Source organism: Psychroflexus curvus, assembly GCF_020164585.1.
In the GTDB taxonomy this organism is placed as follows: domain Bacteria; phylum Bacteroidota; class Bacteroidia; order Flavobacteriales; family Flavobacteriaceae; genus Psychroflexus; species Psychroflexus curvus.
Map to the genome: position 1 here is coordinate 160,110 of NZ_JAIQZF010000006.1, position 13,564 is coordinate 173,673.

The following is a 13,564-nucleotide window of genomic DNA, read 5'->3' on the forward strand; positions in this document are numbered from 1 at the left end:
GAATAAAAATTTTTAGAGCTAAGTGGGTTTGTTATCTTTGCGCCTTCTATAGATATATATTATGAAGATTTCTTATAATTGGTTAAAGCAATTTCTAAAAACCAAATGGACTGCCGAAGAAACTGAAGTTTTACTTACTGATCTTGGATTGGAGGTAGAAGGAATCACAGACTTCGAATCTATTAAAGGAGGATTGGAAGGTATAGTTGTAGGCTATGTCGAGTCTTGTGAATCTCATCCCAATGCCGATAGGCTGAAGATTACCAAAGTGAATATTGGTCAGGATAAACTGCTTTCAATTGTATGTGGGGCCCCAAATGTAGCACAAGGACAAAATGTTCCTGTGGCCACTATTGGTACTACACTTTATGATGAAAAAGGTCAGCCATGGCCTATCAAAAAAGGTAAGATAAGAGGAGAAGTCAGTGAAGGAATGATTTGTGCAGAAGATGAAATTGGTATTGGAAAAAGCCATGCCGGAATTATGGTTTTAGGTGAAAATTTGATTCCAGGAACACCTCTCAATCAGGTTTTTACAGTAGAGAAAGACCAGGTCTTTGAGATCGGACTTACTCCCAACCGTGCAGATGCGATGAGCCACTGGGGTGTGGCAAGAGACCTGAGAGCTGGTTTGATTCAGAATGAAGTTAATATTCCTCTAGATACTCCCTCGGTAAGCAGTTTTCATTTAGATAATAGGAGTTTAAGAGTCCCTATTTCTGTTAAAACACCTGATCTTGCTCCAAGATATTGTGGTGTAAGTCTTTCTGGGCTGGAAGTAAAGGATTCTCCAGACTGGCTTAAAAACAGGCTTAAGGCTATTGGGATAAATCCTAAAAACAATATTGTAGATGCAACCAATTATGTTCTCCACGAGTTAGGTCAGCCTCTACATGCCTTTGATTTGGATAAAGTCAAAAACAATAAAATTGAAGTAAAAACGTTAAAAAGCGGAACCAAATTCACCACTTTAGATGGTGTTGAAAGAGAACTCCATGAAGAGGACTTGATGATATGTGATGCCGAAAAACCGCTTTGTATCGCTGGCGTTTTTGGTGGAGCAGAATCTGCAGTGACTCAAAGCACTACCAATATTTTCCTTGAAAGTGCTTACTTCAATCCTGTAAGTATTAGAAAAACGGCAAAACGTCATGGACTCAATACGGATGCTTCCTTTAGATTTGAAAGAGGAATCGACCCTCACATTACAGAATTTGCCTTAAAGCGAGCTGTGATTTTAATTCAGGAAATTGCTGGCGGAGTAGTCTCCAGTGATATTGACGATTTTTACCCCAAGAAAATAGAAGACTTTCAAGTCTTCTTAACCTTCGATAAAATCAATCAACTAATTGGTCAGGAGTTGGATACAGGCGTTATCAAAACGATACTGACTTCTCTGGATATAAAAGTGAACAATGTTTCTGAAAGTGGTCTGGGACTTACGATTCCTGCCTACAGAGTGGATGTTCAACGCGAAGTAGATGTGATTGAGGAAATTCTGCGAGTTTATGGTTACAACAACATTGAGTCTGACAGTAAATTTAATGTTTCTGTCGCTAACTCGTCCAACTATGACGATTATAAAATTCAGAATAAAATTGCAAACCAATTAGTCTCTCAGGGATTCTTTGAAATTATGTCTAATTCCCTCACGACGAAGGCTTATGTGGAATTGGCAGAGGACCTTAAAGAAGAACATAATGTAGATATACTCAATAACCTGAGCAATGACCTTGGCGTCATGAGACAATCGATGTTATTTTCTGGATTGGAGTCAGTGAGTTATAATATCAATCGTAAAAAAACCGACTTAAAGTTTTTTGAATTTGGTAAAACCTATCATAAGGTTGATAACGACTTCAAGGAATTTAAACATTTAGCCTTGTTCCTCACCGGTTCAAAAACTCCTGATTCCTGGTCTCATCGTGAGGAAAAGACCAGTTTCTTCAGGTTAAAAGCTTATTTAGGGTTAATCTTTGAAAAGTTGGGCTTACCAAGTCTAGACTATCAATCCGTTGAATCTAAATCTATCTCTGAAGGACTTACAGGAAAACTGAACTCTCATGCTATTGTTGAATTTGGTAGAGTTAATGTCCAAATTTTGAATCACTTTGATATCAATCAAGACGTGTTGTATGCCGATATCAATTGGGATAATGTGTTGAATGCACTCCAGAAAAAACAATTAAAGATCAATGCCATACCTAAGTTTCCTTCAACCCAAAGGGATTTTGCCTTGTTGCTGGATCAGGGAGTTAAATTTGATGACTTAAAAGAAACGGCATTTAAAACAGACAAAAAAATACTACAAGAGGTTGATTTATTCGATGTTTATGAAGGTGATAAGCTTCCTGATAACAAGAAAAGTTATGCACTTCGCTTTAAGTTTATGGACAACAAGAAAACACTTACCGATAAGCAAGTTGATAAAGTGATGAAGAAATTGCAAAGCCAATTCGAAATAAAATTCAACGCCACTTTAAGGTAGATTATTAAATAACTTATATTTAATCCCTAGGCTTAAGCGTCTAGGGATTTTTTTGTTTTAAAAACTGATTTTATGGATTTACAGGATGATTTTATAAAAAAGATGATAGAAGAGGTTATCCCAATTCACAAGTTTTTGGGTCTGGAATTGCTTCATATAGAAAAGGATTATGTAAAGGTAAGAGTACCCTTTAGACCTGAAGTCGTTGGAGATATTCGTTCCAATAGATGGCATGGAGGCATTATTACAACGGTGATGGATTCAGTAGGAGGTATCGTTGGAGGGACTCATTTAAGTTCCATTAAAGATAAAATGGCAACTATCGATATAAGAGTTGATTTTTTATCGCCTGCTTTTGGCAAAGCTATAATTGTGGAAGGAAAGACCTTAAGGCTTGGCTCGAGAATTTTTGTCGCCAACATGAAATGCTTCTTAGAAGGGGATGCTGACCAAGTATCTGTAGCTGAAGGAAGAGGGGTTTATAATTTTATTCGATTAAACCAAAAGCGATAAGGCATTGAATATATACTTAATGGGTGTTAAATTTTCAAGTTGCAATTGCTTGAATTTAACTTACTTATTACTTTTATACCGAATGTTGAAAAAGATATATGATGTTTCCAAGAACAAACCTTAAAACACAGCTGAACAAAGAAAAATTCAAAACAACTTCTAACGAAGCTATTTTGAAACAGATTCATAAGGTCCTAAAAGACGTTGACGATAGAAATGATGAGATTTTAAATAAGGTAACTTCTGGAGATTCCAACGATTTTAACGAATTTGATTTTGATAAGCTTGAGTCCAGTGAAATTTACCATATTGATCAGATTGAAAAAATCTGCATCACGTACAGACTACGATTTTTAGATTCAAAATATTTTAAGGGTAAATTGCCTTATGAAGCGATTTCTAAAATTAAAACCTTAGAAAAAGAGCATGAAACCAGTTTGAAAGGCTTTAAAATTATGGCACCTTCCAAGTTGTTTAAATTAGAAAATGCAGATGATCCTTTGTTATTTGCACCTATTGGAAATGACTATTACTACTTGATTCACAAATGGGGAAACGATCTGAGTCCATTTCGTAAACTGATGATGTGGCCCTTTAAAACCTTTGAAAATTTTATGATTTTCGTATTCTTATCGGCCCTGATTTGTACCGCTCTTGTTCCTAGCGGTTTCTTTATGAGTCAGGATAATATCAGAACAGAATTTATTTTGCTTTTCTTATTTATGTTCAAGTGGATAGCGGGTATTGCTTTGTATTACGGTTTTGCAAAAGGTAAGAATTTTAACACAGCCATCTGGAGAAGTAAATACTATAATGCTTAAAATTGCAACATGATTATTTTTCAATTTATATACCAGCAGTTATCTCCCGCAAAATTTTGCGGGTTTCTTTTTAAGTCTTACAAAACCAAACTTAAAAGAAAATTAGTTTCCAAACTGATAAAACAAAAACGCATCAAAATCTCAAAAAAGTGCTATCTGAAATCTAAGATAGCGGCATAATCCCTTATTCATTTATGTTTACTATTTTAGCCGGATTAAAAATTTTAACCCGAATAACCTTATACATTAAATTTTAAAAACAATGACACACGCAGACCTTTTAAAAATCACACAAGAATTTGGTAGCCCAGTTTACGTTTATGATTCAGAAAAAATCACCAACCAGTATAAACGTTTGACGGAAGCTTTCAAAAAGGTCAAACACTTGCGTCTTCATTATGCGGTAAAGGCTTTATCCAATTTGAGTATTCTTAGATTATTCAATCAGCTTGGTAGTGCTTTGGACACAGTTTCCATTCAGGAAGTGAAGTTGGGTATTGCTGCTGGTTTTGAACCGGGTAAGATTATTTTTACTCCAAACGGTGTTTCAATGGAAGAGCTCGAAGAGGCAGTAGAACTTGGCGTTCAAATCAATATCGATAACCTGCTTATTCTTGAGCAGTTTGGAGCTAAGCATCCTACTGTTCCTGTTTGTATCAGAATCAATCCACACGTGATGGCGGGTGGAAACACAAATATTTCTGTTGGTCATATCGATTCCAAATTTGGAATTTCGATACATCAAATGCCACATGTTCTTAGAATTGTTGAAAATACTGGCATGACTATCAATGGAATACATATGCATACAGGAAGCGATATTCTCGATATTGGAGTGTTTCTTCATGCAGCAGAAATTCTTTTTGATGCTGCCGCTCAATTCAAAAATCTTGAATTTTTGGACTTCGGAAGCGGATTTAAGGTACCTTACCACGAAGGGGATATTGAAACCGATGTTGAAGAATTAGGAGCTAAACTGACCAAACGTTTCAATGAATTCTGTAAATCTTACGGTAAAGAATTAACCCTTGCTTTCGAACCTGGAAAATTCTTGGTTTCTGAAGCTGGTTTCTTTTTGGCTAAAGTGAATGTGGTCAAACAAACCACATCTACTGTATTTGCTCAAATCGATTCCGGGTTTAATCACCTTATTCGTCCTATGTTTTATGGATCGAAGCATGATATTATCAATATTTCGCACCCCAAACGCAACAAGCGATTTTACTCTGTTGTAGGTTATATCTGCGAAACCGATACGTTTGCTAACAATAAAATGATTTCAGAAATAAGTGAAGGCGATATTTTAGCATTCAAAAATGCCGGAGCTTATTGTTATTCCATGGCCAGCAATTACAACTCAAGATTTAGACCACCAGAAGTGTTATGGCATAAAGGTGAAGCTCACCTCATCAGACAAAGAGAAACTTTTGAGGACATTGTGAGAAATCAGATAGAAGTTGCTTTATAAACTTTATAATTCATTTCATACAAAAAAGATAGAGCTATTTAGTTCTATCTTTTTTTTTGGTTTTGAAGTTTTCCAGACCCGTTTCCAACCAACTTAAATAAGCCTCAGAAGAGGGTTCGTAAGCATTGGTTACATTCAGAATTTCCAAGTCTGGTGAGAGTAACACATAATAAGGCTGAGAATTATTTCTGAAATTCAACGTCTGGAACGTAGCCCATTTATCACCAATAGTTCTGATTTTTTTAACCGACCCATTTTTTCGTTCTAAATTGAAACGGTTTTCTTCATCTAATTTGGCTTTGTCATCCACATAAAGCGAAATTAGGATGTAGTCATTTTTGATAATGTCATAAACTTCAGGAACACTCCACACCTGTTCTTCCATTTTTCTACAATTCACACAGGCCAGGCCAGTAAAATCTAATAAAATAGGTTTGTTTTGAGCTTTAGCAGCTTCTAATCCGTTGTCAAAGTTTTTATAGGCTTTCAGTCCTAGTGGACCTTCGGTTTCTTTTTCATACACGCTGTAAAACAGAGGAGGAGGGAAGCCACTTATTAATTTCAGGTTAGCATGTGAACTATTCGTGAGTCCCGGGATTAGGTAAATCACAAATGCTAGAGTTATAATTCCTACAAAGATTCTTCCTTTGCTCAATTTCTGTAGAGGGCCGTCATGTGGAAATTTCAGTTTCCCAAAGAGGTACAACACCATGGCGACTCCTATCACAATCCAGATGCCAATAAAGACTTCTCTTTTCAAAATCCCCCAATGTTGTACTAAATCTGCATTCGACAAAAATTTGAAAGCAAGTCCCAGTTCTAAAAACCCTAAAACTACTTTTACTGTATTGAGCCAGCCACCGCTTTTTGGCAGAGAATTCAACCAATTGGGAAATAAGGCAAAAAGTGCAAAAGGCAAAGCTAAAGCCAGACCAAAACCGCCCATACCAAACGTCAGCATGGTGGCGCCGCCATCAGCCGTGAGTGACCCACCGAGTAAGGAGCCTAAAATAGGGCCTGTACAGGAAAAAGACACCAAGGCAAGGGTTAGCGCCATAAAGAAAATCCCAACAATTCCGCCTACACTCGTTGCTTTTTGGTCGAGTCGGTTGCTCCAGGAATTTGGAAGTGTGATTTCATAATACCCAAAAAATGAGAACGCAAACACAAGAAAAATAACGAAAAAGACCACATTTAAAATAGGATTTGTGGAAATGTTGTTAAGAATTTCTGGGTTGACGGAGTCGATAAGATGAAAGGGTAAACTCAGCAACAGGTAAATCAAAAAGATGAACACACCATACATAATCGCATTGATAAGTCCTAGTTTTTTGGTTCTGGCGCCTTTAGTAAAAAACGAAACCGTCAACGGAATCATAGGAAACACACAGGGTGTCAGTAGAGCGATAAGTCCTCCTACAAAACCTAAGAGAAAAATGCTAAGGTTACTGTCTTCCTCTTCTTCTGAATTTATTTGGAACTCACTTTCACCTTTAAGATCGAGTTTTAAAGCTTCTGTTTTTACTTTATCCTTGCTTTTTATTTCGATAGCTTTTGTCTCTGTGACTATCAAGTTAGAATTTTCTATACTGAAGCTAAAGCGCTTCTGATCCTGAGGCAAACACATCTCGTCATTACAGATCATGAAAAGGATTTCAAGGTCCAGCGAACCTTCCTTAGCCCTCACTTTAAAATCCTGCTTAAAGGTAGCTTGATCAAGGAAATAGGTTAAGTCGGTTTTAAAGATTTCGTCAAACTTGGTAATTCCATCGGGTTCCTGAGTTGAACCTGCTTTTTCTAAAATAGCAGAATCAAATTCAAAATTGAATTCGGTTGGAATTGGCCCATTTTCATCTTTTTTTAACTCAGTTTGAGAGGGTAAATGCCAGCCTTCGTCAATTTGAGCAGTAATTTCAACAGTGAAAATACTATCAGATTTTTTGACTACGGAAGCTTCCCAGCTGGAGGGGTTTATGGAATTATCTTGTTGTTCAAAACCAAATTGAGCCCAGGATTGAGCTGTAATAAGTAGAGAAAAAACTAATAATAAGTAGGTTCTAATCATTTAAAATTTCAATTTTGAGGATATCCTCAGTTGTAGGGCTTACTTTATACCTTTCATCTGTTCTTAAATTTAAAACCCAAATGATATCACCGTTTCCATTGCAAAGTAAAAGCTGTGAAGACTTGAGGTGTGGACTTATTTTTTCATCTTTTAGAAAATCACTCAATTTCTTTTTGCCCTCCATTCCAAACGGGTAAAAGTAATCACCATTTTCTAAAGATCTCACACTTAAGGGAAACTTAAGTTTAGACCTATCGATGTAGGCCACATTGGAATTGAAATCCCCAAGCTTTTCTACTTCGTTAAGTTTTAATTTAAAACCATCTAAGTCAATATTGTTTTGGTCTTCATCAATTTTAATAGGTTCAAACCTTTGATTTGAAATGGTAGATAAGACCAGTTTTCCTCGATCTTTCACAAGTAAATGAGAGGAAGAGCTAACTCGTTTACCAGTCTGAGCTTCAAGCAAATGATACACATCATCCCATTCTGTAAAGCCGAAAACCTCCAATAGTTGATATAAAATCGCTTTTTGGTTTGGAAAACTGTTTAGCTTTTCAATGTCGATTTCATAATGCTCGCCCTTTTTTCTGACCAGTGTTTTAAAAAGCAAATTGGTATAATCTTCAATCAGAAGTTCAGAATCCTGTAACTTCTGAAGACTGGATTCAAAGTTGGACAAAAATTGTGGGTTTAAGTCCATCAATGAAGGTACAACCTGGTGTCTTATTTTATTTCTTAAGTATTTTGTGGTCTCATTGCTTTGGTCTTCTCTCCATTCAATATGGTGTTCAATCGCAAAGCTCCTGATGTCGTCTTTTGGGAATTTCAGAAGAGGTCTTCTTATATATTTATTTTGACTTGGTATTCCTGTAAGCCCTTTAAGGCCAGTAGAACGGTTTAGATTGATGATAAAGGTTTCCAGACTATCATTAAGGTGATGGGCAGTGAGCAAAAAATTGTATGGAGTTGTTTTTATCAACTCATGAAACCAGTTGTAACGTTGGTTTCTAGCCGTAATTTGAACGGATTCTTTGTGTTCATCAGCTATTTTCTCAGTCTCAAATTCTTTGGTAAAAACCTCACAGCTCAATGATTTGGACAGGTCTTCAACAAAAAGAGCATCTTTTTCACTTTCTTTTCCTCGTAATTTAAAATTGCAATGGGCTAAAGCAAAATCTAAATTTGCATTAAAACACAGATGCGCCAACACCACAGAATCTACACCACCACTTGTGGCAATGATGAATGGCTGACTCAGCAATTCTGGAAACTCAGATTCTATATGTTTTTGGAATTGGTTTTGCATTTGTATAAAAGCACAAAATTAAACTTTATTGCCTTATTCTTCAGTAACAATAGTCGCATTAACAACATATTGTAACGCCTTGCCTTTTACAAGACATTCTTCATATTCCTGTTCAGGATTTGCCAGAGACGTTAAGGCGCTACCTACCATATAGGAAAGGTAGTTCTTTTCTGAATTGTAAAGCAAAGTTCTGATGACCACATTGAAATCGAAATCATTTTCAGGGGTGATATAGCCAATAGCTCCACTGTAAAGACCTCGTTTGGTAGATTCATAGGATTCTGCAATTTCCATGGCAGAACACTTGGGAGCTCCAGTCATGCTCCCCATGGGAAACAATGATTTCAAGATTTCAGCGACGGAGTAATCGGTTTTTACTTGAGAAGTGATAGTCGAAACCATTTGGTGAACCTGTTCATAAGAGTAGATTTTACATAGCTCTTCCACTTTTACAGATTTTTTTTCAGCTGTTTTTGACAAGTCATTTCTAACTAAATCTACAATCATGATATTTTCTGAAATCTCCTTAGGATCGTTTTGTAAGTTGAACTTTAATTGCTCGTCTTCTGTTCGGTTAGCGCTTCGCCTTGCTGTGCCTTTGATGGGCTGTGAAATCAATTTCTGATTTTCTTTTTTCAAAAAACGCTCCGGACTGGCGCAAAGGGCATAATAATGCTCTAATTTCAAAAAACTGGAAAATGGAGCTTTTGAAACTGAATTCAGATGGTCAAAGGTAGCATGAGGATTAATTTGGGCATAGTCGACAAAGAACTCCTGGCAGAAATTAACTTCATAAATATCCCCTCTTTGGATATGTGCTAATACCTGTCTGGCCTTTGCAACATATTCTTCTTTATTCCATTTGGGGGTAAATCTGAAAGGTTGAGAGGCTATGTTGGGCAGGTCTACTTTCAGTATTGACTCAAAATCAGTTTCAATTTCATCATCGACCATGTTTAGGTAATGCGCTTCTAGAGTATCTTCTTTTAAAAGCCATATTTTTTTTGGCTGAATAAAATAGAGTTCGGGAAATTGAAGTTGATCTTCATTTTCAGATGTAATAAATTCAGTGTCGTTTTTTAAGTCATAACTCAAATACCCAAATAACCAATCTTTGGTTTTAGTTTGATATTCATCCAGCCTTTCAAAAGCGTTCCGATCGTCAGATTTTATGGCTGTAAAGGCATCAACGGCGAGTACAGCTTTATAGTCTTGGTACAAATGCTCTTTGTGATTGGAGTCTAAAAAAATGATTTCTTCAAATTGCTTTCCCCAATAAAAAAGTTTTTTTTTGAAATCTCCTTTGAATAAATTCTTCTGAAATGTCCTGACTGTCCTCAAATTTCTCAAAAATCGTTCTCAAAATTAGTTAACAAGGATTCCAGATGTGTTTTATAGGTTTTGGTCATGCCATTATGGCCAAAGTTTTCACCAAATGAGGGCAAACTAAAGTGATGTATCACGTTACCTCCAAATTTCTTAAAATTGTTAATGGTATATTCCAAGCTCGATACCGCCCCGCCTTTACCTGGAGAGGTTGACATTAAAAGAATCGGCTTGTCTAGTAGGTATTTGCTATCACTTCTGGACAACCAGTCGGTCACATTTTTAAAAAAAGAGGACATGGTTCCGTTGTGTTCATTTACAGCAACGATTAATGCATCAGCGTTTCTAATTTCAGACCTTAATTTTTGAATATCGCCAGGTATTCCTTCAGAATTTTCAAGAGTTTCAGAATAAATAGGAACTTTTAAAGGTTTTAAATCGACGTAATTCACCTCAGAATTTTTTATAAAACTCAAAGCGTAGTGTAACAATTGATCGTTGATGGATTTTTCTGAATTTGATCCGGTAAAAGCTAAGACTTTTGACATTTTAATTTTTAGTAAAGGTACATATAAATGAAAAATCCACTATTTCAAAGGAGGAATAATGGATTTAAAATTGGGTGAAGTTTAATATTAATCTAGGTATACCAAACTTTGTCTTAAAGATGGATTTTTTTTAATCAAACTTAAAATAAAGTCTCTAAGTTCGTCGAGTTCATAAGGAAGTAAACGTTCTGTTGCCTTCTTTAGTTCTTTGCAAAATAAGCTGACATCAAAACTTACTTTTTTCAAAATTTCTTTAGTGTAAACAAACATTGCTCTAGGCATATTTCAAAATTTTTAGAGTTATGTAGAAGTGTTTCATTCAAATGTTTTCGTGAATATAACAAATTTATGCTTTTTGGGTTATGATAAATGTCATTAAATATATCAAAAATTACCATAATTTTTTTTTTTTCTGATTGTCCATTGAAATTTGAATTCTGATACAATCTCGCCAGTTTCGTTTTTTGCAATGGAAGTCATCCAGAATTTTTGACCTTCGGGATTTGTAAGACATTTACTGATATTTTCTTTCACCAGATCCACATCTTTACAATTGAAGGTTATTTTTCCTTTTGCCTTCTTATGAAATGATGAAGAATTTTCCTGAACCAACATAGAGATCTTCTCACCACTACCGCTGATTTCTTTCATTACAATTGCTCCTGTGCTCAATTCTGCAGCCATTGCCTGTACTGCAAAATACATGCTGTTAAAGGGATTCTGATTGATCCATTTATGAGTGACAGTTGTGATACACTCCTTTTCGTTTATCGTTTTTAAACGAACACCACATAGCCATGCTGAGGGTAATTTGGTAAATAAAAATAGATTTATTTTAGAGGGGGATAGCTTCATTTAAATACAATTTTAGAGCATTAAGGTAGTCATTTATTCAATTTAATGATGGGTTTTGAATTATTTTTGAATAATAAATTGCTTCACTGATAACTTAAAAAACAAGTTATATCCCTTGTTTTTACTACTGATTTGGAAGTATTTTCACATAAAGCTTTTGCTTCTATATGTTAATTAAAGATTAAATTATAATACTATGTATTGCAAAGTAGTGTTTAAAAAACATATCTTTGTATTGTATTATTTAAAAGGAGACTATGAAAATTGAAAACACAAAAGCTCAAATGCGCAAGGGAGTCCTGGAGTATTGCATTTTATCGGTGCTGAGTCACGATGATGCTTATGTTGCAGAAATTCTTGACACATTGAAGTCTGCAAAGTTGCTTGTGGTGGAGGGAACCATTTACCCTTTATTGACAAGGCTTAAAAATGCAAAGCTACTATCGTATCGATGGGAAGAATCAACAGGTGGACCACCAAGGAAATACTACCAACTTACCGAAGAAGGGAAAGATTTTCTTAGCGAACTTTCAGAAACTTGGACGGAATTGAGTTTTGCAGTCACAAAAATTACTTCTAAAAAACAAACTAACGATGAATAAGACAATTAACATTAACCTCGCAAACGTGTTCTTTCATATCGATGAAGATGCGTTTATTAAACTTGATAGATATTTAAAAACTATAGAAAGCTATCTTGCTAAAGAAGAAAGCAAAGACGAGATACTTCAGGATATTGAAGCCAGAATTGCTGAGCTTTTTACAGAATCAATGATTCATGAAAAGCAAGTTATTACCCTTTCACAAGTGAACGACATGATTGCCATCATGGGAGAACCAGAAGCTTATAAAATTGATGATGGGGATGATTCAACATCATCTTCTTCAAAATTCAAATCTTCCAGAAAGCTATATAGAGATATTGAAAATAACTATATAGGTGGAGTTTCAGCTGGTCTTCATCACTACTTGGGGCTCAATCTTCTTGTAATCAGATTGATTTGGATCATCTCAGCTTTATTTTCCTTTGGGGCTACAGTTGCGATTTATGTTATTCTTTGGGCAGTAACTCCAGCAGCAAGAACAACTGCTCAAAAACTGGATATGCAGGGAGAGCCAGTGAATTTGACCAATATAGAGCGTAAGGTAAAGGAAAGCTATTCCAAATTTGCCGATAAAGTTGGAGATATAGATTATGATAAATATGAACAACAAACCAGATCTGGAATCACAAAGTTTTTTGATGGTTTAGGAGAAGTTTTAAAAGCCCTTGGTGTTTTTATATCTAAATTTTTAGGCATTATATTGTTAATCATCTCTGGTGTAGTTTTGGTTGGATCTATGATTTTTCTGTTCAGTTTTGGGACTATTTCCATCTTCGAACTTGGAGACTTCAACAATATGGATATGTTCTCACTTGGTATTCCTTACTGGATACAAGTGGTTTTATTCTTCCTTGTTGGAGCGATTCCTTTTTTCTACCTACTTATCTTAAGTCTGAAACTACTCTTTTCAAATCTAAAATCGATCGGTAGAATAAGTCATATCACCTTAATAGGAATATGGATACTTTGTATCATCGTCATCACCACCTTAAGTGTAAAAAAACAACTCGAGCTTAGTTATGATGCTGAAGTTATAGAGGTAAAGTCATTAGCCCTTACTTCTGAAGATACGTTAAGAATCAAGATGGATACTAATCTTATGTATTCAGATGATCTTAGACAAAGTAAACTTCAGAAAATAGTTAAAGATGGATCTAATACGTCCAGATTATACAGTTCCAATGTATATGTCAATTTTAGAACCTCAGATGATGAGGAGTTGAAGGTGAGAGTAACCAAAAAGAGCTACGGCTCAAGTGAATCAATAGCCAGAGAAAGAGCTTCCTTAGTAGATTATGACTTCGAATTGGATAATTCCAATTTAAAACTCGACAACTACTTTCTCACTATGCCAGAGTTTATGAAACAAAATGTAAAAGTTGAAGTCACAGTTTATATTCCTGAGGATCAGATTATTTATTTGGATAAGAACCTTATGGATTTTAGCAGAGTCAGGAACTTTAGAAGCTCGGATTACAACACCTATCTAGGCTATGATCAAAATACCTGGAAGCCTTTAGATAGCATTATTAAAACAGATTCATTAACCACTCAAAATTAAACCTA

Annotated in this window: 12 protein-coding genes; 6 read left to right on the plus strand and 6 right to left on the minus strand. The window is 35.5% G+C overall.

Features of this window, described 5'->3' with window-relative positions:
- Positions 1-61 precede the first annotated feature (61 nt).
- The 4 genes from pheT to lysA all read left to right on the plus strand — a co-directional run bounded on the left by pheT (position 62) and on the right by lysA (position 5,290).
- Positions 62-2,488 carry a phenylalanine--tRNA ligase subunit beta gene (gene pheT / locus LB450_RS10510; RefSeq protein ID WP_224488302.1) on the plus strand — a complete coding sequence of 809 codons (2,427 nt, stop codon included), beginning with the start codon at positions 62-64 and terminating at the stop codon, positions 2,486-2,488.
- A gap of 72 nt (positions 2,489-2,560) precedes the next feature.
- Positions 2,561-3,001: a hotdog fold thioesterase gene (locus LB450_RS10515; protein WP_224488304.1), complete on the plus strand. Its 441-nt coding sequence runs from the start codon at positions 2,561-2,563 to the stop codon at positions 2,999-3,001.
- A 98-nt stretch (positions 3,002-3,099) separates the two neighbouring features.
- Positions 3,100-3,822, plus strand: coding sequence for a hypothetical protein (locus LB450_RS10520; protein WP_224488306.1), 723 nt, complete (start codon positions 3,100-3,102; stop codon positions 3,820-3,822).
- A 262-nt stretch (positions 3,823-4,084) separates the two neighbouring features.
- Positions 4,085-5,290, plus strand: a complete 1,206-nt coding sequence (lysA, locus tag LB450_RS10525; RefSeq protein ID WP_224488308.1) for a diaminopimelate decarboxylase — start codon at positions 4,085-4,087, stop codon at positions 5,288-5,290.
- Positions 5,291-5,324: 34 nt separating this feature from the next.
- Here lysA and LB450_RS10530 read toward each other — a convergent pair whose 3' ends face one another.
- From LB450_RS10530 to LB450_RS10555, 6 genes are all read right to left on the minus strand, one after another.
- Positions 5,325-7,355 (minus strand): protein-disulfide reductase DsbD family protein, encoded by a 2,031-nt coding sequence (locus LB450_RS10530; RefSeq protein WP_224488310.1) that lies wholly within the window; start codon positions 7,353-7,355, stop codon positions 5,325-5,327.
- Positions 7,348-8,664 carry a tRNA lysidine(34) synthetase TilS gene (gene tilS, locus LB450_RS10535; protein ID WP_224488312.1) on the minus strand — a complete coding sequence of 439 codons (1,317 nt, stop codon included), beginning with the start codon at positions 8,662-8,664 and terminating at the stop codon, positions 7,348-7,350. Before tilS ends, LB450_RS10530 begins: the two co-directional genes overlap by 8 nt.
- A 33-nt stretch (positions 8,665-8,697) precedes the next feature.
- Positions 8,698-10,005 (minus strand): anthranilate synthase component I family protein, encoded by a 1,308-nt coding sequence (locus LB450_RS10540; protein ID WP_224488682.1) that lies wholly within the window; start codon positions 10,003-10,005, stop codon positions 8,698-8,700.
- A 5-nt stretch (positions 10,006-10,010) separates the two neighbouring features.
- Positions 10,011-10,538 carry an NADPH-dependent FMN reductase gene (locus LB450_RS10545; RefSeq protein ID WP_224488314.1) on the minus strand — a complete coding sequence of 176 codons (528 nt, stop codon included), beginning with the start codon at positions 10,536-10,538 and terminating at the stop codon, positions 10,011-10,013.
- Between the two features lie 87 nt (positions 10,539-10,625).
- Positions 10,626-10,820: a hypothetical protein gene (locus LB450_RS10550; protein WP_224488316.1), complete on the minus strand. Its 195-nt coding sequence runs from the start codon at positions 10,818-10,820 to the stop codon at positions 10,626-10,628.
- Between the two features lie 102 nt (positions 10,821-10,922).
- Positions 10,923-11,393 (minus strand): DUF4442 domain-containing protein, encoded by a 471-nt coding sequence (locus LB450_RS10555; RefSeq protein WP_224488318.1) that lies wholly within the window; start codon positions 11,391-11,393, stop codon positions 10,923-10,925.
- A gap of 257 nt (positions 11,394-11,650) precedes the next feature.
- Here LB450_RS10555 and LB450_RS10560 point away from each other — a divergent pair, with 257 nt between their 5' ends.
- Positions 11,651-11,995, plus strand: coding sequence for a PadR family transcriptional regulator (locus tag LB450_RS10560; RefSeq protein WP_224488320.1), 345 nt, complete (start codon positions 11,651-11,653; stop codon positions 11,993-11,995).
- Positions 11,988-13,559, plus strand: coding sequence for a PspC domain-containing protein (locus tag LB450_RS10565; RefSeq protein WP_224488322.1), 1,572 nt, complete (start codon positions 11,988-11,990; stop codon positions 13,557-13,559). Before LB450_RS10560 ends, LB450_RS10565 begins: the two co-directional genes overlap by 8 nt.
- Positions 13,560-13,564: the final 5 nt, after the last annotated feature.